Source organism: Bordetella sp. (assembly GCF_051960075.1).
Taxonomy (GTDB): Bacteria; Pseudomonadota; Gammaproteobacteria; order Burkholderiales; family Burkholderiaceae_B; genus Bordetella.
In genome coordinates this window covers 16,981-36,942 of the sequence record NZ_JBQCER010000098.1, presented here as the reverse complement: position 1 = coordinate 36,942, position 19,962 = coordinate 16,981, and the positions used below count along the sequence as shown (strand labels likewise).

The 19,962-nt window shown below is 66.1% G+C and carries 15 protein-coding genes; 9 read left to right on the top strand and 6 right to left on the bottom strand.

From position 1 onward, the window contains the following. Positions 1 to 14: 14 nt before the first annotated feature. From fdhF to ACTHJ1_RS17400, 3 genes are read left to right on the top strand one after another with little or no spacing between them, the layout of a single operon-like run. Positions 15 to 2,885 carry a formate dehydrogenase subunit alpha gene (gene fdhF, locus ACTHJ1_RS17410; RefSeq protein ID WP_440195051.1) on the top strand — a complete coding sequence of 957 codons (2,871 nt, stop codon included), beginning with the start codon at positions 15 to 17 and terminating at the stop codon, positions 2,883 to 2,885. 15 nt (positions 2,886 to 2,900) lie between these two features. Then, positions 2,901 to 3,740, top strand: coding sequence for a formate dehydrogenase accessory sulfurtransferase FdhD (fdhD, locus tag ACTHJ1_RS17405; RefSeq protein ID WP_440195048.1), 840 nt, complete (start codon positions 2,901 to 2,903; stop codon positions 3,738 to 3,740). 17 nt (positions 3,741 to 3,757) lie between these two features. Continuing rightward, a complete protein-coding gene (locus ACTHJ1_RS17400; protein ID WP_440195045.1) occupies positions 3,758 to 4,009 on the top strand; it encodes a formate dehydrogenase subunit delta in 252 nt (83 codons plus the stop codon). Between the two features lie 98 nt (positions 4,010 to 4,107). Here the strand turns inward: ACTHJ1_RS17400 and rsmA are convergent, their stop codons facing one another. The 3 genes from rsmA to ACTHJ1_RS17385 are packed head-to-tail and all read right to left on the bottom strand — an operon-like array spanning position 4,108 to position 8,890. Then, positions 4,108 to 4,899 (bottom strand): 16S rRNA (adenine(1518)-N(6)/adenine(1519)-N(6))-dimethyltransferase RsmA, encoded by a 792-nt coding sequence (gene rsmA / locus ACTHJ1_RS17395; RefSeq protein WP_440195042.1) that lies wholly within the window; start codon positions 4,897 to 4,899, stop codon positions 4,108 to 4,110. 5 nt (positions 4,900 to 4,904) lie between these two features. Continuing rightward, positions 4,905 to 6,494: a peptidylprolyl isomerase gene (locus ACTHJ1_RS17390; RefSeq protein ID WP_440195039.1), complete on the bottom strand. Its 1,590-nt coding sequence runs from the start codon at positions 6,492 to 6,494 to the stop codon at positions 4,905 to 4,907. After that, positions 6,494 to 8,890 carry an LPS-assembly protein LptD gene (locus ACTHJ1_RS17385; RefSeq protein WP_440195078.1) on the bottom strand — a complete coding sequence of 799 codons (2,397 nt, stop codon included), beginning with the start codon at positions 8,888 to 8,890 and terminating at the stop codon, positions 6,494 to 6,496. The genes ACTHJ1_RS17390 and ACTHJ1_RS17385 overlap by 1 nt, the downstream gene beginning before the upstream one ends. Positions 8,891 to 9,073: 183 nt before the next feature. Here ACTHJ1_RS17385 and ACTHJ1_RS17380 point away from each other — a divergent pair, with 183 nt between their 5' ends. The 3 genes from ACTHJ1_RS17380 to ACTHJ1_RS17370 are packed head-to-tail and all read left to right on the top strand — an operon-like array spanning position 9,074 to position 11,532. Next, positions 9,074 to 10,114 (top strand): aminoglycoside phosphotransferase family protein, encoded by a 1,041-nt coding sequence (locus ACTHJ1_RS17380; RefSeq protein ID WP_440195036.1) that lies wholly within the window; start codon positions 9,074 to 9,076, stop codon positions 10,112 to 10,114. Further along, positions 10,114 to 10,851 (top strand): N-acetylmuramate alpha-1-phosphate uridylyltransferase MurU, encoded by a 738-nt coding sequence (gene murU, locus ACTHJ1_RS17375; RefSeq protein ID WP_440195033.1) that lies wholly within the window; start codon positions 10,114 to 10,116, stop codon positions 10,849 to 10,851. The genes ACTHJ1_RS17380 and murU overlap by 1 nt, the downstream gene beginning before the upstream one ends. Before the next feature lie 60 nt (positions 10,852 to 10,911). After that, positions 10,912 to 11,532, top strand: a complete 621-nt coding sequence (locus ACTHJ1_RS17370) for a hypothetical protein (RefSeq protein ID WP_440195075.1) — start codon at positions 10,912 to 10,914, stop codon at positions 11,530 to 11,532. Positions 11,533 to 11,583: 51 nt separating this feature from the next. Here the strand turns inward: ACTHJ1_RS17370 and ACTHJ1_RS17365 are convergent, their stop codons facing one another. Then, complete coding sequence (locus tag ACTHJ1_RS17365; protein WP_440195030.1) at positions 11,584 to 12,927, bottom strand: ClcB-like voltage-gated chloride channel protein; 1,344 nt, start codon at positions 12,925 to 12,927, stop codon at positions 11,584 to 11,586. 75 nt (positions 12,928 to 13,002) lie between these two features. Here ACTHJ1_RS17365 and ACTHJ1_RS17360 point away from each other — a divergent pair, with 75 nt between their 5' ends. The 3 genes from ACTHJ1_RS17360 (at position 13,003) to ACTHJ1_RS17350 (ending at position 16,558) form a co-directional block, all read left to right on the top strand. Next, the gene (locus ACTHJ1_RS17360; protein ID WP_440195027.1) at positions 13,003 to 13,683 is read left to right on the top strand and encodes a response regulator; all 681 of its coding nucleotides are present in this window, start codon (positions 13,003 to 13,005) and stop codon (positions 13,681 to 13,683) included. Continuing rightward, positions 13,683 to 15,011 (top strand): ATP-binding protein, encoded by a 1,329-nt coding sequence (locus ACTHJ1_RS17355; protein ID WP_440195024.1) that lies wholly within the window; start codon positions 13,683 to 13,685, stop codon positions 15,009 to 15,011. The genes ACTHJ1_RS17360 and ACTHJ1_RS17355 overlap by 1 nt, the downstream gene beginning before the upstream one ends. A gap of 95 nt (positions 15,012 to 15,106) precedes the next feature. Next, entirely contained in the window at positions 15,107 to 16,558 is a 1,452-nt protein-coding gene (locus ACTHJ1_RS17350; RefSeq protein ID WP_440195022.1) for a Do family serine endopeptidase, read from the top strand. A gap of 34 nt (positions 16,559 to 16,592) precedes the next feature. On the opposite strand, the gene ACTHJ1_RS17345 is transcribed toward ACTHJ1_RS17350, so the two are convergent. After that, the gene (locus tag ACTHJ1_RS17345; protein WP_440195072.1) at positions 16,593 to 18,410 is read right to left on the bottom strand and encodes a gamma-glutamyltransferase family protein; all 1,818 of its coding nucleotides are present in this window, start codon (positions 18,408 to 18,410) and stop codon (positions 16,593 to 16,595) included. 29 nt (positions 18,411 to 18,439) lie between these two features. Then, positions 18,440 to 19,951, bottom strand: coding sequence for an ABC transporter substrate-binding protein (locus ACTHJ1_RS17340; RefSeq protein ID WP_440195019.1), 1,512 nt, complete (start codon positions 19,949 to 19,951; stop codon positions 18,440 to 18,442). Between the last annotated feature and the right edge of the window lie 11 nt (positions 19,952 to 19,962).

Here is a 19,962-nt window from a genome sequence, read left to right as displayed (position 1 = left end):
AAGGAGACATCCTCATGCTGGAAACCGTTGTCAAGCGCGACCGCGACCTGGGCACCCCGGCGCGCACGTCCGAACAACTCGTCACCCTGACCATAGACGGCCAGACCATCTCGGTGCCCGAGGGTACGTCGGTGATGCGCGCCGCCGCCGAGGCCGGAATCAATATCCCCAAGTTGTGCGCCACCGACAGCCTGGAGGCCTTCGGTTCGTGCCGCTTGTGCCTGGTCGAGATCGAAGGTCGACGCGGCTATCCGGCCTCGTGCACCACGCCCGCCGAGAACGGCATGGTGGTGCGCACCGAAACGCCCAAGCTGCACGATCTGCGGGTGGGCGTCATGGAACTGTACATCTCGGACCATCCGCTGGACTGCCTGACCTGTCCGGCCAATGGCGACTGCGAGCTGCAGGACATGGCCGGCGCGGTGGGCCTGCGCAACGTGCGCTACGGCTATGCGGGCGCCAACCACCTGCAGGACGCCAAGGACGAATCCAACCCCTACTTCAGCTACGATCCGTCCAAGTGCATCGTCTGCAATCGCTGTGTGCGCGCCTGCGAAGAGACGCAGGGAACATATGCGCTGACGATTTCGGGCAAGGGCTTCGATTCGCGCGTAGCGGCAGGCCAGAGCGAGGCCTTCCTGGACAGCGAATGCGTGTCCTGCGGCGCCTGCGTGCAGGCCTGCCCCACTTCGACCCTGCAGGAAAAGACCGTCATCATGATGGGCCAGGCCGAGCATTCGGTGGTGACCACCTGCGCCTACTGCGGCGTGGGCTGCGGGTTCAAGGCCGAGATGAAGGGCCAGGAAGTGGTGCGCATGGTGCCCTGGAAGGACGGCCAGGCCAACCGCGGCCATTCCTGCGTGAAGGGACGCTTTGCCTGGGGCTACACCACGCACAAAGACCGTGTGCTCAAGCCGATGATACGCAAACGCATCACCGATCCCTGGCAGGAAGTCTCGTGGGACACGGCGATCAATTATGCCGCCTCCGAATTCCGCCGCATCCAGGAAAAATACGGGCGCGACTCGGTCGGCGGCATCGCCTCTTCGCGCTGCACCAACGAAGAGACCTGGCTGGTGCAGAAGCTGGTGCGCGCCGCGTTCGGCAACAACAACGTCGACACCTGCGCGCGCGTCTGCCATTCGCCTACCGGGTACGGTTTGAAGCAGACCATGGGTGAATCGGCCGGTACGCAAACCTTCGATTCGGTCATGCACACCGATGTGATCATCCTCATCGGCGCCAACCCCAGCAGCGGCCATCCGGTGTTCGCCTCGCGCATGAAGCGCCGCCTGCGCCAGGGCGCCAAACTGATCGTGGTCGATCCGCGCCGCATCGAGCTGGTCGACGGCGCGCACGTCAAGGCCGACTACCATCTGCCGCTGCGGCCCGGCACCAACACCGCGCTGCTATCGGCGCTGGCGCACGTGATCGTCACCGAGGGCCTGGTGAACGAAGCCTTCGTGGCCGAGCGCTGCGACGCCAAGTCCTTCAACGAATGGCGCGAGTTTGTGTCGCGCCCGGAAAATTCGCCCGAGGCGATGGCGCCCATCACCGGCGTGCCGGCCGATGACATCCGCGGCGCGGCGCGGCTTTACGCCACCGGCGGCAACGGTTCGATCTACTACGGTCTGGGCGTGACCGAGCACAGCCAGGGTTCGACCACCGTCATGGCCATCGCCAACCTGGCCATGGCCACCGGCAACATCGGGCGCGAAGGCGTGGGCGTGAACCCGCTGCGCGGGCAGAACAATGTGCAGGGTTCGTGCGACATGGGTTCGTTTCCGCACGAGCTGCCCGGCTACCGGCATGTCTCGGATGACGCGGTGCGCGGCGAATTCGAGGCCGACTGGGGCGTGACCCTGCAGCCCGAACCCGGCCTGCGTCTGCCCAATATGTTCGACGCGGCGGTATCCGGCAGCTTCAAGGCGCTGTATTGCCAGGCCGAGGACATCATTCAGTCCGATCCCGATACGCAGCACGTTGCCGCAGCGCTGTCGGCCATGGAATGCGTCGTGGTGCAGGACCTGTTCCTGACCGAGACGGCCAAGTATGCCCACGTTTTCCTGCCCGGTTCGACCTTCCTGGAAAAGGACGGCACGTTCACCAACGCCGAGCGCCGCATTTCGCGCGTGCGCAAGGTCATGGAGCCGCGCAACGGCATGTCCGACTGGGAAGTGACGGTAGCCTTGTCCAATGCGCTGGGCTACCCCATGAACTATCGCGATCCCGGCGAGATCATGGACGAGATTGCGCGCCTCACCCCCACCTTCGCCGGCGTATCGTTCGAAAAGATCGATCGCATGGGCAGTCTGCAATGGCCCTGCAACGACGCCGCGCCCGACGGCACGCCCATCATGCACGTCGACGAGTTCGTGCGGGGCAAGGGCCGTTTCATGATCACCCGCTACGTACCCACGGACGAACGCAGCAATCGGCGCTTCCCGCTGTTGCTGACGACAGGGCGCATTCTGTCGCAATACAACGTGGGTGCGCAGACGCGGCGCACCGCCAATGTACTCTGGCATCACGAGGACGTGCTCGAGATTCATCCGCAAGACGCGGAGGACCGCGGCGTGAACGAGGGAGATTGGGTGGGCATCGAGAGCCGGGCCGGACAGACCGTGCTGCGCGCCACTATCACCGAGCGTGTGCAGCCGGGCGTGGTGTACACCACCTTCCATTTCCCACAGTCGGGCGCCAACGTCGTCACGACCGACAATGCCGACTGGGCGACCGACTGCCCCGAGTACAAAGTGACGGCGGTGCAGGTGACTCGCGTGACGCAGCCGTCGGAGTGGCAGCGCCAGTGGACGCAGTTCGAGGACGTGCAGCAAAAGCTGCTGCGCGAGCGCATCCGCGAAGAAGCGTCGGTCACCAAATAATAAGTCCGAAGCGCCATGCGGCTCTCCACGCCCGATCTGGATGAAGCGTTCGATCGCGCAGACCATGCGCGAGCGCAGGTCGTTCGCGTGCGCGCCGCCCGCATCGACGCCACCGAACAGGAGGACTGCCTGGCCGAGGAGGTTCCGATCGCGCTGGAATACAACGGCATCAGCCATGCCACCATGCTGGCCACGCCCGCCGACCTGGAGGATTTCGCCCTGGGGTTCTCGCTCACCGAAGGCATTGTCGACGGCGTGTCCGACATACGCGGCATGGATCTGCGTCATGAATGCGCCGGCATCGTGGTGGCGCTGGAGATTTCCAGCGCCTGCGCGATGCGCCTGCGCGAGCGGCGCCGAGCCATGGCCGGCCGCACGGGCTGCGGGCTGTGCGGCGTGGAAACGCTGCCCGAGGTGTTGCGGCCCGTGCCTGCAGTGGCCGACGGCCCCGCCGTGCCTATCGGCGCGGTGCTGCAGGCCATGCGCGACATGCGCGCGCGTCAGGTGCTGCACGATCTGACCGGCGCCACGCACGCAGCCGGCTGGGCCGACGCGCAGGGCCGCGTTGCCCTGGTGCGCGAAGACGTGGGCCGCCACAACGCGCTGGACAAGCTCATCGGTGCGCTGGCCCGCGGCGGGCAGGACGCGTCGGCGGGCATGACGCTTGTGTCCAGCCGCGCCAGTTTCGAAATGGTGCAAAAGACCGCGATGGCCGGTGTCGGCATTCTCGCGGCTGTTTCCGCCCCCACTGCGCTGGCCGTGCGCGTGGCGCTTCAGACCAATCTCACGCTGCTCGGCTTTCTGCGCGATGCCGATGCCGCGATCTACACTCACCCGCAGCGCATGCTTGCCTGACGCCTGGACCTATTCGCATGGAAATCCGCACACTGATCCGCTCGGCCAACCGCATCGGCGATTTCTTCGAATCGATGCCCGACAAGGCCGAGGCCGCCGAGGGCATCGCCAATCACATCCAGAAGTTCTGGGAGCCGCGGATGCGGCGCGAATTGCTGAATTTTCTCGCCCAGCATCCCGAAGGCCGCAGCGGGGAAGATCAATTGCACCCGTTCGTGCTGGAGACGGTGCTCAAGCAGCGGCAGAGGTTGACGCCGGCGGCTGCGTAATTTTCTTATGGGCGTTTCTTTGGGTTTTTAAGCCGTTCGCGCAATGCATCGCGGGCCTGCGATAACGCGAGTGCGTCAGACCTGAGGGAGTATGCGGATCAGGAAACCGCGATCACGCCTGCGTCTACCAGCGCATCGGCGATGCCGATGAACCCGGCCACGGAGACTTCTTCCGCGCGCGCGGTCGGCGCGATACCCAGGGTTTCCCAAGGAATATGCGCAGTCCAGTCGTCGAGCACCCGGCGCAGCATTTTGCGCCGTTGTGAGAAGGCCCGCGCCACCACGTGCTCGAACGCCGCGCTGCTGCGCGGTCGCGGGCGATCTGCTCCAAGAGGCACCATGCGCACGACAGCCGACACGACCTTGGGCGGCGGATCGAATGCCTCGGGGGGAACGTCGAACAGCTTGGCCATGCGATAGCGCGACTGCAGCATCACCGACAGGCGGCTGTAGTCGGAACTGCCCGGCTGCGCCACCATGCGGTCTATGACTTCGCGCTGCAGCATGAAGTGCTGGTCGCGCACCTGGTCGGCCGAGGCCATCAGGTGAAAAAGCAGCGGGCTGGAGATGTTGTAAGGCAGGTTGCCGACGACGCGCAGGTCGGGCCCGAATGCTGCGAAGTCGACCGTCAGGGCATCGGCCTCGACGACATCGAGCCGCTCGGACGGATACTGCTTGCGCAGGCGCGCCGCAAGATCTCGGTCGATCTCGACCACGGTCAGGCGCGACAGTCGATCGAGCAGCGGCCGGGTGAGCGCGGACAGGCCCGGGCCGATCTCGATCACGCGATCGTCGACGGCAGGCGCCACGGCCCGTACGATGGCGTCCACCACGCTCTCGTCGGTCAGAAAGTTCTGGCCGAAGCGCTTGCGGGCCTGATGCTGGGCCATGGCTCTTACTGCTGGTAGCGCTGCTTGAGCTCGTCGGCCTTGACCAGGCGATTGTCGATGTAGGTCTGAGCCATGACCTGATCCATATAGTCTTCGAAAGCCGGACCCGCCTGACGCTCCATCAGAATCTGGCGCGCGCGGTTGCGGCGCACATCTTCCGTGGCGTCGTGCTGGCGGCGCGCGATCACCTCGATCAGGTGCCAGCCGAAGGGCGACTCGATCGGTTCGCTGATCTCGCCGGGTTTGAGCCTGTTCATGGCCTGTTCGAAAGCGGGAACGGTCTGTCCGGGATTGAGCCAGCCCAGGTCGCCGCCCTGCGCCGCGGTGTTGTCCTGCGAGTACTGGCGAGCCATCGCTTCGAACGTGGTCTGGCCCGACACGATGCGCTGACGGATTTCTTCAAGCTTTTGACGCGCCTCGGCGCTGGTCATCACGGCCGAAACCTTGATCAGAATATGGCGCGCGTGAGTTTGCGTGATCTCCACGGTGCCGGCGGCGGCCGACGGAATCGTCTCGAGCTGCTGGACGCCGGGCTCGGGCGCCGGTTGTTGCTGCTGTGCCGGCGCGGCCACGCGTTCCATCGCTCGGGCCGTGACCTTGACGATGTGAAAACCGTTGCCCGCACGCAGCACGCCGGTGACCTGGCCGGGCATGAGATTGCGGATGGCGTTCACGAACAGATCAGGCCAGCCTTCCAGCGGGCGCACGCCCAGCTTGCCGCCATGCAGGGCGTCGGGCCCGTCGGAATTGGCCGCGGCCAGGCTGGCGAAGTCCGCGCCTTTGCGGATGCGCGCCAGCAGGCTGTCGGCCTTCTCTTTGGCGCGCGCGACCACCTCCGGCGACGCGCCTTCGGGAACATGGATCAGGATTTCCGACAACTCGACCGGACCGTTAGGCACGATTCGGACTTGCGGCTGGACGCTCGCCTGGGCGGGCGCGGCAACCGGGGCAGGCTTGGGCACAATTGCTTCGTTGTGCGCGTACTCTTTCAGAAAAGCGTCGACCTCGCTGTCGGAAATGAAGATCTTGGCATCGACCACGCGCTGGCGCAGCTGCTCCGACAGCAGTTCGTCGTGGATGGATTTGCGGTAGTCGTCCCAGGTGGAGCCGCTTTTGACGATATCGGCCTTCATCTGGGGAATCGTGAGGTGGTTGCGGCCGGCGACCATTGCAATGGCTTGGTCGACCTGAGCGTCGGTCAGCACGATGCCTTGCCGTTTGGCTTCCTGGGCTGTCACGCGATCCATGATGAGCCGGTTCAGTACCTGGCGCTGCAGGATGTCCATGGGCGGGGCCTTGATCCGTTGCGCGTTCAGGCTTGCCTCGGCCTGCCTGACCGCCTCGTTCAGGTCGCTCATGGTGATGACGTCCTTGCCGACCACGGCGGCGATGCCGTCGGTGATCTGCTCGCCCGCCGGCGCGGCGGACTTGGCCGCAGCGTGCTTGGCAGGTTGCGGCCGAGCCTCGGCATGGCGGCTGGCGGCGGCGTGGGACGCGGTGTTTTGCGCGTGCGCAGGCGAAGCAGCCAGTGCAGTGCACAGGGTCAGCGTCAGGAAGCAGCCGTACCCACGGCTGCGCAACGGCAATCTACGCATTACTCGTACCTTTCAAAGGAGGTGCCGGGTTGCTGATCCGGCGTCACGGGTTGGTAGCCCGGAATGTTGCGATTGATCAAACTCATGGGATCGCTGCCCAGCGAGCCCAGGCCCGTGAGTTCGAGCTGGAAGAACAGCGCGGTATTGGCTTGCGACCCTGAAATGGCATAGCGTTGGAACACCACGCGGGCAGACCAGCAGCAATCGGACTTGTATTCGACGCCGAGCATCGCCTGCGGGAACCGCGAATTGCCGCCGGAAGCCTCCTGGCCCAGAGCATAGTCGATGCGGCCCACGCCGTACCAGTGCTTGGTGAACGGCCATTGCACGCCCAGGCTGATCTGGTTTTGCGGCGTAGGCAGATATTGCTGGTTGATCAGCGCGGAGCTTTGGTAGCGGTAGGTCAGCGCTACGGTGGTCAGGCGCTGCGGCGACCAGCGCAGGCTGGTATAGGCCTGCGACACGCGATTGCCGTAAGTATCGTATTGCACGCCCATGTCCGTGCTGAGCGTGTCGGTCAGCGCAGCGCTGGCGCCGCCCAGCAGGTCGGAGTGCTGATGCTCGCGCGTCACTTCGCCCGGCAGCGCGACCATCTGGTCGACGAAATACTGCTGTACGCCGCCCGACAGCGACAGGCGCTCCAGGCCCGTGGCGTTGTCGATCCAGCGCGTGGTCAACGCGGCAGTGACCTGGTTGGCGTTGTTGATGCGATCCCAGCCGCCGATGTAGCGGTTTTCCTGGAAGGCCTGGTCGAAGCTGAAAGGCGCCAGGTAGGTATCGTAGACCGGCAGGTTGTTCTGATTGCGGTACGGCACGTACAAGTAATAAAGACGCGGTTCCAGCGTTTGCGTCGCAGACCGGCCGAAGAGCGCCGTCTGGCGGTCGAAGGTCATGCCGCTGTCGAGAGAAACAATGGGCACCGTGCGCGAGGCCGACGTGCCGTAGGTCGACGTGCTGCCCAGCTGATTGAAGTCGGTGTTGTACCAGTTGGTGTTGCCGTACTGGGTGTAGTTCAGGCCGACCTTGGGCGTGATGTACCAGCCGGGATGAACAATGGGATAGGACAGCGACGGATAGATCTGGAACCGGTTGCCGTCGGGACTCAGGCGTGTGCCCAGCTCCAGCGGCCGGGTGAAGCGGACCATCGAGGTGTCCACATTCGCGTCGAAGCCGTTCCAGTCGTAGTGGTGGCCGTTCGCCCTGAAGGCCAGCTCGTTGAACGGCGGGGCGACGGGCGCGAGCGGATCCTGCAGGGTCTGATAATGCAGGGACTGGACCGACGCGTTCCAGTAGACATTATTCCATCCGCCAATGACGTTCTGCGGCAGATAGACGGTGGCGGCCGTGTTCAGGCCGATGGTGTTGCTGATGTCGCGGTAGTAGTTGTTGTCCGAAACGCGCTGGACATCCCAGTTGGCATAGAAGCCGTTGCCGAACTGCTGGTAGTGCGTCCAGCGGTACATCCAGCGATCGCGGTTGGCGACCCGGTCGCTGGGCAGAAAGTTGGCCTGCGCCAGTCCGGTGTAGTCCTCGCCGAGATAGCGCCCCGTGGCGCCCAGCATCATGCCGCGCTTGCTCATGATCTGGGGATTGAGCGTCAGATCGTAGTTCGGCGCCAAATTGAGGTAATACGGCGCCGAAACGTTAAAGCCGGTGCTGCTGGAGGCACTGTACGTAGGAACCAGAAAGCCAGACTTGCGCTCGTCCTTGACCGGGAAGGTCAGGTAGGGCGACGCCAGGATCGGAACCCCCTTGAAGTACAGCACGCCGCCGTGCGCCACGCCTTCGTTCGCTTCCATGTCGATATCGAGGCTGTCGGCCTTGATGTACCAGGACGGATCGGAACAGGAACAGTTGCTGTAACGGACCTGCGTAAGTCGGAACTCCGACTTGCTGAAGATGTCTGCATGCTGGGCCTGGGCCGTGCCGCCGGTGGCGCCGAGCCAGAAATCCGGCTTCTGGATCTCGCCCTGGTAGTCGTCCAGATTGACGTGACCGGACGGGCCGGTGATCAGCGTGGCGTCGCGCAGCACACGCAGATTGCCCTTGACGGACACTTCGCCGGTTGCGCGATCGTAGTGGATGCTGTCGCCTTTGAGCACCGCGTCGGGGCGGCGTATCTGGGCATGGCCGGTCAGGGTGAACGATGTGTCGGGGTTGCCCTCGATCTGGTCACCCTGGATGAAGGTCGAAATGGCGTCGGTGGATAGATCGTGCTCGCGCAGGCGGGAAGAGCTGCGCATTGCGGCCGGCGGCTGAAGGCCCGGCACTTCGACCTGAGCGGACGGCGGCGTCGCGGCGGCGTCTGCGTCGGTATTGGAAATGGCCGCGGCCTGGGCCTGCGCGGCTCCGGCCACGCCCACTGCAAGAAGAATCAACCACCGGACCATGCGCACGAGCACGAAAACCAACCCCGTATGAAGTGGGCCCCCCTGCGGCATATTGAAAAGGTGCCGGAGCGAAGCGACCCGGTATTATAGAGAAGCCGGCCAAACGCCCAAGCGTCGGGGAATTCCCCATGACAGCGCGGCCAAACTCCCCGGCTTCCTACCCAATTCACTGACTTCGAGACGGTACTCTTGAACGCCTCCCCCGACACGCGCCGGACCTTGATCGAGGCCTGGCTGCGCAGCCTGCCGCCCGGACTGGCTCTGCGCCTGGAAACCCTGCGGCCTGCCTCCAGCGACGCGAGCTTCCGGCGCTATTTCCGCCTGGAGGCCGAGCACGGCACCGTCATCGTGATGGACGCACCGCCGCCCCACGAGGACGTGCGCCCTTTTCTGCACGCCGGCGATCTGCTGCGCCAGGCCGGGCTGAATGTGCCGACCGTGCTGGCCGAGGCGCCGAACCAAGGGCTGCTGCTGCTGTCCGACCTGGGCCGTGAAACCTACTATCAGCGCATCCAGGCCGGGTTGGACGATGCCCGCCTGCAAACCCTGTACCGCGAAGCGCTGGCGGCGCTGGTGCAAATGCAGCAGGCCTCGACCGCCGGGCTGCCGCCCTACGACACGGCGCGCCTGGCTGCCGAACTGGAGCTGTTCCCCGAGTGGTATGTACAGCGCCATCACGGCACCGCCCTGAACAACGGGCAGACCGAAGCGCTGCAGAAAATCTTCCAGTTGCTCTCGGAGCGCTGCGCCACGCAAACGCCCGTCTATGTGCACCGCGATTTCCACTCGCCCAATCTGATGGTCTGCGATGAGGCGCGTTTCGGCCCCAACCCCGGCATTCTGGACTTCCAGGACGCCCTGGCCGGGCCGCTCGCCTATGACCTGGCCTCGCTGGTGACCGATGCGCGCACGACCTGGGAAGAGCCGCAGCAGTTGGACTGGGCCATCCGCTACTGGGAAATGGCGCGCAAGGCCGGTTTGCCGGTGCCCGCCGATTTTGCCGAATTCCACTGCGCCTACGAGTGGATGAGCCTGCAGCGCAATCTGCGCATTCTGGGCGTGTTCGCACGACTGAATCACCGCGACGGCAAATCGGGGTATCTGGCCCACATGCCTCGCGTCAACCAATACGTGCGCCAGGTCGCCAGGCGCTACGGGGTCTTTGCGCCGTTGCTGCGCCTGTTGGATCAGCTCGACCAGACCTCGCCCACTGTGGGGTACACCTTCTGATGCGGGCGATGATTCTGGCGGCGGGCCGCGGCGAACGCATGCGGCCGCTTACCGATCACACGCCCAAACCGCTTTTGACGGTCGGCGGCAAACCGTTGATCGTCTGGCACCTGGAACGGCTCGCGCAGGCCGGTTTGCGCGACGTCGTCATCAACCATGCCTGGCTGGGCGATCGCATCGTCGAGGAACTGGGAGACGGCAGCCGCTGGGATTTGCGCATCCGTTATTCCGCCGAGGACCCGGCGCTGGAAACCGCCGGCGGCATCGTGCAGGCCCTGCCCTGGCTGGGCGCAGACCCTTTTCTGGTCATCAACGGCGATATCTGGTGCGATTGGGATCCCGCGCGTTCCGATATGGCGCGGCGCGACATGGACCGCACCCATGCGGACGCCTGGCTGCTGCTGGTCGACAACCCGCCGCAGCACCCGCAGGGCGATTTCGCGCTGCAGCCCGATGGCCGCGCGGCCGACGATGGCCCGGCCAAGCTGACTTTTTCCGGCATAGGCATCTACCGTCCCGGGCTGTTTGCCGGCCTCGCATCAGGCCGCCCTGCCCCGCTGGCGCCGCTGCTGCGGCAAGCCATGGCGCGCGGCGCCGTGCGCGCCGAGCGCCACGCCGGCCGCTGGGTCGACGTCGGCACGCCACAGCGCCTGCAGGCGCTCGACGCCGCGCTCGGCACCGACCCGAACCCCGAATCCGGCACACGGTATACGGCACGGCGCAATGCGCCACAGTAGTATGCTTTGAATTCTTCACCCTTTACACCAAACCCTAGGCACAGGAAGTCTTACATGGGCATGCTCGGACAATCGGGACGTCCGGTTTTCAAACCGTCTGTTTATCAGCCCGGTCGGCACAATCGGCGCCTGCCGCGCGGCCTGGGATTGCTGTTCATCGGCATCGCTCTGGGCGCCGGCGGCGTACTGTTTCTGCAAACCAACTACGGGCCGCCGCGGCTGTCTACCGAGCAGTCCGAGCAAGTGCGCAGCGAATTGAACGCCGCCACGCTGGAGCGGCAGCGCCTGCAGACTCAGATCGACGATCTGCAGCGCCAGCTCGACGCCAGCCACGCGGCGGCGGCAGCAGCGGCAGCCCCCGCGGAGACCGCCGCGCAGCCTGCCCTCCCGGTTGCGGCGCAATCGGCGCCCGAGCCTGCGTCAGCGCCAGCGGCAGCCACAAACCCGCCGGCAGTCCCCGCGCCCGCCGCCCAGACCGCCGAAACGGCTCCGGTGCCCATTGCCAGCCCGGCGCCGCGCACCGCCGAGCAACCCGCTGCCACCACCACGACCGCGCCCGTTATCGAGGCGCCCAAGCCCATCGCGCGCAAGCCCGTGCACCACGATTACGAAGAACCTCACTCGCAGCTGCGCATGACCATCATTCCGATGACGGCGCCCACGCCGTCGCCGACGAAGTAGCGCTGCGCCGCTGCCGCCACCAGGAAAAATGGCCCGTCATAGGCCATTTTTTTATCGGGCTGCGCCGCGCCGCGCGCCGCGATCGTCGCCCAGGGAATGGGCATACATGGATTTTCCGCCCAGCGCGTGGGCCACGACATAGCCCATGACGCAGGCCGTCATCAACGGCAACATGGCCTGATAGCTGAGCGTCATCTCGAATATCATCAGAATCGACATGAGCGGCGCATGGGTGGCCGCCGACAGCAGGGCGCCCATGCCGACCACGGCATAGCTGCTGATCGACGCCTGAGGCAGCGCGGCATGCAGCGCCGAGCCGTACAGATGCCCCAGCGCGGCGCCCATGAACAAGGTGGGCGTGAAGGTGCCGCCCACGGCGCCCGATCCCGAGCTGGCCGAGGTCGCCAACAGTTTCATCACGAACACCACCGCGACCGTCTGCCAGGCCCAGGGCTCGTGCAGCAGCGAGTTGACCACGCTGTAGCCGTTGCCCCAGACCTGGGGCCAACCCACCGAGATCACGCCCACCACCAGGCCGCCCGCGGCCAGACGCAGCCACAGCGGGCCGATGAATCGCGAGAACAGACGCTTGGCACCGTTGAGCATCTGCAGATACCAGGGCGCCACCACGCCGGCCAGCACGCCCAGGCCGAGATAGGTGAATACCTCCCAGGGCGAAGAAAAATCGAAGGCCGGCATGTGATACACGGCGTCGTAATGCAGCAACTGGCGCGTGACCATATTGGCTGCCACCGAGGCCACCACCAGAGGCACCAGCGTGGCCGACGATACCGAGCCGTAGATAATCTCGGAGACGAACAGGGCGCCGGCGATGGGCGCGTTGTAGACCGCCGTCAGGCCCGCCGTGGCGCCGCAGGCCACCAGCAGGCGCAGGCGCTCCGGCGGCCAGACCAGCCAGCGGCCGCACACCGACGCCAGCATGGCCGCGATCTGCACCATGGGACCTTCGCGGCCTATGGAAGACCCCGTGGTGATGGAGCAAAAGGCCGACAGGCTGCGCACCATGGTCTGGCGCAAGCCGATGAAGCCGCGCCCCAGCGAGATCGCTTCCATGTAGTCGCCTGCACCCTGAGGCGGCAACTTGCTGCGCGCCCAATGCAGGATCGCCCCCGCCACGGCGCCGCCGACGACGGGCAGGAACAGGCGCTCCCAGTCGGGCAGGCTGTGGGCCAGCGATACCATGCCGTGCGCCGGCTGCCGCCCCAGCAAAACCTGCATGAGTTCGAGCCCTGCGCGGAACACCATGGTGGCCAGCGCGCCGAGCACCCCCACCGCCGCCGCGGCCAGCAACATGACCGACAGTCGGTCGGGAACCAGGCGCCGGCCTGAGCGGAACGCCGCGGGACGGCGCCAGAATCGTCGAGGTCGCTGCATGGCCGGGATTCTACCGTTGGCTCTCGACATCGCCTATTCTTAACTCCTGTTCGAACCCCATATCAAGCCACGCTCATGCGCATTCTGCTTGTCGAAGACGACGCGATGATCGGCACCGGCTTACAGGACTGCCTGCGCGCCGACGGCTATGCGACCGACTGGGAGCGCGACGGCGAACGCGCTTCTACGGCGCTGCGCGCCGGCGTCTACGACCTGGTGCTGCTGGATCTGGGCCTGCCCAACCGCGACGGCCTGTCGGTGCTGCGCGAATTGCGCGGGCGGCACGACCGCACGCCGGTTCTGATCGCCACCGCGCGCGACGCCGTCGGCGACCGCATCGCCGGACTGGACGCCGGCGCCGACGACTATGTGGTCAAACCTTACGATCCCGATGAGCTGCTGGCCCGCATCCGCGCGCTGCTGCGGCGCAGCGCCGGCCATGCCGAACCCGCGTTCGAACATGGCAACGTGCGCATCGACCCGCAGACGCGCGAGGCGTCGGTGGACGGCGCCCCCGTTACGCTCACGGCCCGAGAATGGGCCGTCCTGCAGCCGCTGATCGCGCGCCCCGGCATGATCTATTCGCGCGCCCAGCTCGAAGAAAAGCTCTACAGCTGGGAAGAAGAAATCGCCAGCAACGCCGTCGAGGTCTACGTACACGGCCTGCGCAAAAAGCTGGGGCACCGTTTCATCCAGACCGTGCGCGGCGTGGGCTATGTCATCCCCAAGCAGGGCGGCAAGGCGGTGGAAACCTGATGCGTCGGGCCGTTACATCGCTGCGCACGCGGCTGCTGCTGTTTCTGCTGGGGTCGATCTTCGCCGCCGCGCTCATCCAGGCCGGCGTGGCCTATCGCGGCACGCTCGCGCAAACCGACGAACTCTATGATGCACAGTTGCGCAGCACGGCCCTGTCGCTGAGCGACGGCGATCTGCAGCTGAACAATACGCCCCTGGCGGTGCCCGGCGTGCCCGCCAACTCGGTGGACAGTCTCATCATCCAGATCTGGACCGTGGACGGCGTGCAGCTTTACCGTTCCGCCTCGGGTCGCCTGCTGCCCGATCCGGTCAAACTGGGCTTTTCCACGGTGCAGACCGGCGACGCCACCTACCGCGTCTATGCCATGTCCACGCCGCTGCAGGTGACTCAGGTCGCGCAGGACATGCGCGTGCGCCGTCTCACCGCGCGCGATCTGGTGCTGCGCTCGGTGGGGCCGACCCTGGTGATGGCGCCGATCCTGATGCTGGTGGTGTGGTGGGTGGTGAGCCTTTCCCTGCGGCCCGTCGAGCGCGCGCGCACACAATTGGCGGCACGCCAGCCCGACGATCTTTCGCCCGTGTCCGACGACGGGCTGCCCGATGAAATCCGGCCGTTGGTTCAGGAGCTGAACCTGCTGCTGGAACGCGTGCGGCAGGCCTTCGCCTCGCAGCAGCAATTCGTCGGCGACGCCGCACATGAGCTGCGCACGCCGCTGGCCGCCTTGCAGTTGCAGCTGCAGAGCCTGCGCCGCGCCGCCGACGATGCGGCGCGCGAGCAGGCCATCGGCCGCCTGAGCGAAGGCGTGGGGCGCGCCACGCGCCTCATCGAACAACTGCTGTCCATGGCGCGCCACGAAGGCGGCGCGCCGCACCTGCACCTGGCGCCCACCGATCTGGTGCAGGCCGTGCGCGACGCCGTGTCGCAGACTCTGCCGCAGGCCAACGCCAAACGCATCGACATCGCGCTCGACGGCCCGGACACGGCCATGATCGACGGCCAGGCCGACGCGCTCGTGCTGCTGGCGCGCAATCTGCTGGACAACGCCATCAAATACACGCCCGAAGCCGGCGCAGTGCGCATCGACGTCAGCGTCGGCAGCTCTGTGACACTCACCGTGGACGACACCGGGCCGGGCATCCGGCCCGGCGAGCGCGAACGCGTTTTCGACCGCTTTTACCGCGGCGCCGACGCGGGCGCCGCAGGCAGCGGCCTGGGACTGGCGCTCGTGCGCACGCTGGCAGGCCGGCACGGCGCCACGGTCACGCTGGACGAAGCGCCGGGCGGCGGGCTGCGTGCGCAGGTCGTGTTTCCGTCGATTTCAAGCTAGCGGATCAAAGGTCTCGTCGATGCGTTCTTAAGATTCGCCTAAGCGGGCGCCTGCACCATGAGGCCGTGTTTCACCTGGCCTCAAGGAGCCCCATCATGAATTCGACGCAACGTCCGACCAAGAAAATCGCCCGCTTGACGCTGGTTCTGCTCGCCGCCGGCGCCATCGGCGGCGCCGGCCTGGCCGCCTACGGCGGCACGGCATACGCCCAGACCACCCTGGCCCCGACGCTATCATCGGCCCCGATCGGCGTGGTGACCACGCCCAATTTCGCGCAGATCAACAAGCTATACGGTCCGGCAGTGGTCAACATCACCGTGAAGGGCGTGGAGAAAGTCAGCGACAGCCAGGGCGATCCCTTCCAGCAGTTCTTCGGGCAGTTCCCCGGTTTTCCGGGCATGCCGCAAGGCTCGCACAATGTGCCCATGGAAGGCGTGGGATCGGGTTTCATCATCAGCTCCAACGGCATCATCCTGACCAACGCGCATGTGGTCAAAGACGCCAAATCGGTCGTCGTCAAGCTCACCGACCGCCGCGAATATCATGCCAAGGTGCTGGGCAGCGACCCGCAGACCGACGTGGCCGTGATCAAGATCGACGCCACGAATCTGCCCACCGTGAAGATCGGCCACGTGTCCAGCCTGCAAGTGGGCGACTGGGTGCTGGCCATCGGCTCGCCCTACGGCCTGGAGAGCACGGCGACCGCCGGCATCGTCAGCGCCCTGGGCCGCTCGCTGCCCGATGACACCAGCGTACCCTTCATCCAGACCGACGTGCCGGTGAACCCCGGCAACTCCGGCGGACCGCTTTTCAATTCGCAAGGCGAAGTGGTGGGCATCAATTCGCAGATCTACACCAAGACCGGCGGCTACCAGGGCCTGTCGTTCTCGATCCCGATCGACGTGGCCGAAAAGATCAAGGACCAGATTCTGGCGCACGGCAAGGTTCAGCATGCCCGGCTGGGCGTAACGGCGCAGGAAGTCAATCAGGACCTGGCCGATTCGTTCAACCTGCCCTCGCCGTCGGGCGCTCTCATTGCCAGCGTCATGAAGGACAGCGCAGCCGAGCATGCGGGCCTCAAGCCCGGCGACATCATCCGCAAGATCGACGGCCGCGAGATCGTCTCGTCGGGCGACCTGGCATCGGCCATCAACATGGACGCACCGGGCCAAAAGATAACGATGGACGTCTGGCGCAACGGCAAGCCCATGACGATGACCGCCACGCTGGGCAAGCTCGACAGCAGCGGCGTCTCCGCCGCCGATAGCAGCGCGTCCTCCGCGCACGGCAAACTGGGCGTTGCGCTGCGTCCGCTCACGCCGCAGGAGGCCAGCGCGATCGGCACGCAAGGCCTGCTGGTGGAACAGGTATCGGGTGCGGCGGAGCGCGCCGGCATCCAGCCCGAAGACGTGATCCTGGCCATCAACGGCGTGCCCGCCACCAACGTGGATCAGGTGCGCAAGGAAGTCGCCCATGCCAAGGGCACGATCGCGTTGCTGATCCAGCGCGGCGACAACAAGATCTTCGTGCCGGTGCGGTTGAAGTAGCCTTCTCGACCTGCGGGCCAGCGGGTCGGGACGCCTAACGGCCTACCGCATACGCCTGCATCAACCGGGGCGTGGCCGCCGCGTGCAGCATGCCGTCGGCATCGCGCGTGGCGGCGGTCAGGCGGCCCACCGTCCACTGCGGCACTTCTTCCAGCTCGTGCCCGCGAGCGCGCAGATCGTCCAGCACCGCGCGGCCGAACGACGCCTCGGCGGCAAGATGCCCAGGCTTGCGGTCGCGCGGATAGAACGAACTGGGAAAGTGCATGGTGTGCGACATGGGTTGATCGATGGCCTCTTGCAGGTTCATCCCGTGATGCACATGGCGCAAAAACAGCAGCAGCTGCCATTGCTCCTGCTGATCGCCGCCCGGCGTGCCGAACGCCATATAGGGCTTGCCTTCGCGCAGCGCCAGCGAGGGCGTGAGCGTGGTGCGCGGCCGCTTGCGCGGCGCCAGCGTATTGGGCAGACCCGGCTCCAGCCAGAACATCTGCGCGCGCGTGCTCAACGCGAAACCCAGTTCGGGAATGACGGGCGAAGACTGCAGCCAGCCGCCCGAAGGCGTGGCCGACACCATATTGCCCCAGCGGTCGATGACGTCGACGTGCGTGGTGTCGCCGCGCCGCACCGAACCGGGGGCGGGCGTTCCCGCCGCGCGCATGTCGGCCATGGTGGGCTCGCTCGATGCCTCGCCGGCGCGCGTCACCTTGGACATGCGCGACAGCACGTCCATCACGCGCGCCACCTGCGCCTCGTAGCCCGGCGCCGTGCCCGGCCGCAATTCGTGCGAGGCGCGCTCGCCGATCAAGGCGCGGCGCGCGTCGTTGTAGCCGTCGGAAAGCAGATGCGCCAGCGGTACCTCGACAAAATCGGGATCGCCGTAGTAGACCTCGCGATCGGCGAAGGCCAGCTTCATGGCCTCGGTCAGGCGGTGCACGAACTCGGCGCTGTTGGGCCCGGCGCCTTGCATGTCCATGCCCTTGAGCAAGGCCAACGTCTGCAGGAACACGGGGCCCTGGCTCCACGCCCCGGCCTTGACCACGGTGTAGTCGCCGTAGTCGTAGGCGAGCGGCGCTTCGTAGTGCGCCGACCAGCTCGCCATGTCGTCGGCCGTGAGCACGCCGCGATGCGGCGCGCCGCTTTCATCCATGACCTCGGTGCGCGCGAAACGGTCGATGGCCTCGGCCACGAAGCCGCGGTAGAAGGCATTGCGTGCCGCTTCGATCTGTCGTTCGCGGTCGCCGCCCGCGCTCTCGGCCTCGCGCAGCACGCGCTTCCAGGTCTGCGCCAGCCAGGGGTTGCGAAACAGCTTGCGCGCCTGCGGCGCCGCTCCGCCCGGCAGATAGACGTCGCAGGTCGAGCGCCAGTGCTGCTTGAAAAAATCCTGCAGCCCCGCGATGGTGGCTGCGATGCGCGGCATCAGCGCATGGCCGTGCTCGGCGTAGTGTATGGCCGGCTCCAGCACGTCGCGCAGGCGCAGCGTGCCGTGATCGCGCAGAAGCAGCATCCAGGCGTCGAAGGCGCCCGGTATCACCGCCGGCAGCAGTCCGTTGCCGGGGATCAGGCCCAGGTCCAGCGCACGGTAAGCCTCCAGCGTGGCGCCTGCCGGCGACGGGCCCTGCCCGCACAGCACTTCGGTGCGCCCGGTGCGGGCCGAATGCAGCAACACCGGCACTTCGCCCGCCGGCCCCACCAGGTGAGGCTCGACCACGTGCAGCACGAAACCGGCCGCCACCGCGGCGTCGAAAGCGTTGCCGCCGCGCTCGAGCATGGCCATGCCCGACGCGCTGGCCAACCAATGCGTGGACGTGACGACGCCGAAGCTGCCTACGATTTCAGGGCGCGTGGTGAACATGCCCAGGCCCGCGGTGATATCCATGATGCTCAATTCCCCGAGAGAGTCACGCCCTTGAGACGGATAAGGCCGTCGGGATAGGGCACGAAACCGTGAACCGCCTTCTGCACGCCGAAGATCCAGGGCAGATAGTAGAGATAGATCTCGGGCCGGTCGTCACGCATTTTCTCCAGCACCTTGGCGTACAGCGCCTTGCGCTGGCCTACGTCAGCGGTGAGCTCGGCGTCGGCCAGCCACTTATCGACCTGGGGATCGCAATACTTGCCGTCGTTCAGGCCGCCCTTGCAGCGGATATAAGGATCGATATTTCCGCCCGGATCGACGCGGCCCGACCAGCCCGTCTGCCCGACCTCGAAATCGCCCTTGGCCAGCGCCGCCTGCAACGCGGCGAACTCCATGGGGTGCAGCGTAATGTCGAAGCCCGCATCGGCGCCCATGGCCTGGATCATCTCCATGGTCTGTTCCATCGTGGTGTTGTTGCCGTAGCTGAGTTCGAACTTCACATGCGAGTAACCGGCCTGCTTGAGCAGCTCGCGCGCTTTCTGCACATTGCTGCCGGCGTGCTCCATGTTCTTGTCGTAGGCGAAGCTGGCGGGCGGGAAAGGCTGATGCGCAGGCTGGAACATGCCGCCGCCCACCACCTGGTTGATGGCGTCGCGGTCGATGGCCAGTTCCAGCGCCTGACGTACGCGCTTGTCTTTGGCCAGCGGGTTGTCGGCGCGCTTGCCGTTGCCCATGTTGATGGAGATGGCCTGGAAGCCCAGGCCGGTGACCGGCATCAGCGCCAGCTTGGGATCGCTCTTGATGGCCGGGACGTCGCTGGGCGCGATGCGCTCGGCGATGTTCAGCCCGCCCGACCGCAGATTGTTCAGGCGGATGGTGGAATCGGGCATGGGCATGAAGACCACCCGGTCGAAGTGATAGTTCGCCGCATCCCAGTACTTGGGAAACTTGTCCAGCACGATGCGGTCGTTCTGCACCCGCTCCTTGAATTGATAGGGGCCCGAGCACACCGGCTTGGCGCCGGGGTTCTTGTCGAAGCTGGCCGGCGACATCATCATGCCCGCGCGGTCGGACAGCTGCGAGAGCAGGCCCGCGTCGGGATGCTTCAGATGCAGCACCACCGTCTGCGCGTCCGGCGCATCGACGCTGGCGACGCTGGACAGCTCGCTCTTGCGATTGCTGTCGGGCAGCGTCATGGCGCGTTCGAGATTGGCTTTCACCGACGCGGCGTCGATCGGCGTGTCGTCCTGGTAGACGGCGCCCGGTCGCAGCTTGAAGGTGAGCGTCTTGCCGTCGCCGCTGGTCTGCCACGACAGGGCCAGCTGCGGCACGAACTTCAGGTCGGGCGAGATGTCGATCAGTTTGTCGCACAACGAGGCGAACACGATGCGCCCGACGAAGGTGCGCGATCGAACGGGATCGAGCTGATCGGGGTCGTCCTGCAGGCCGATGCGCAGCGTGGTCTCGGCGATGGCCGCGCCGCTGCCCAGCAAGCCCATGATGACGCCGGCACAGGCCAGCGCAGTGCGTAGTTTCATGGCATTTCCTC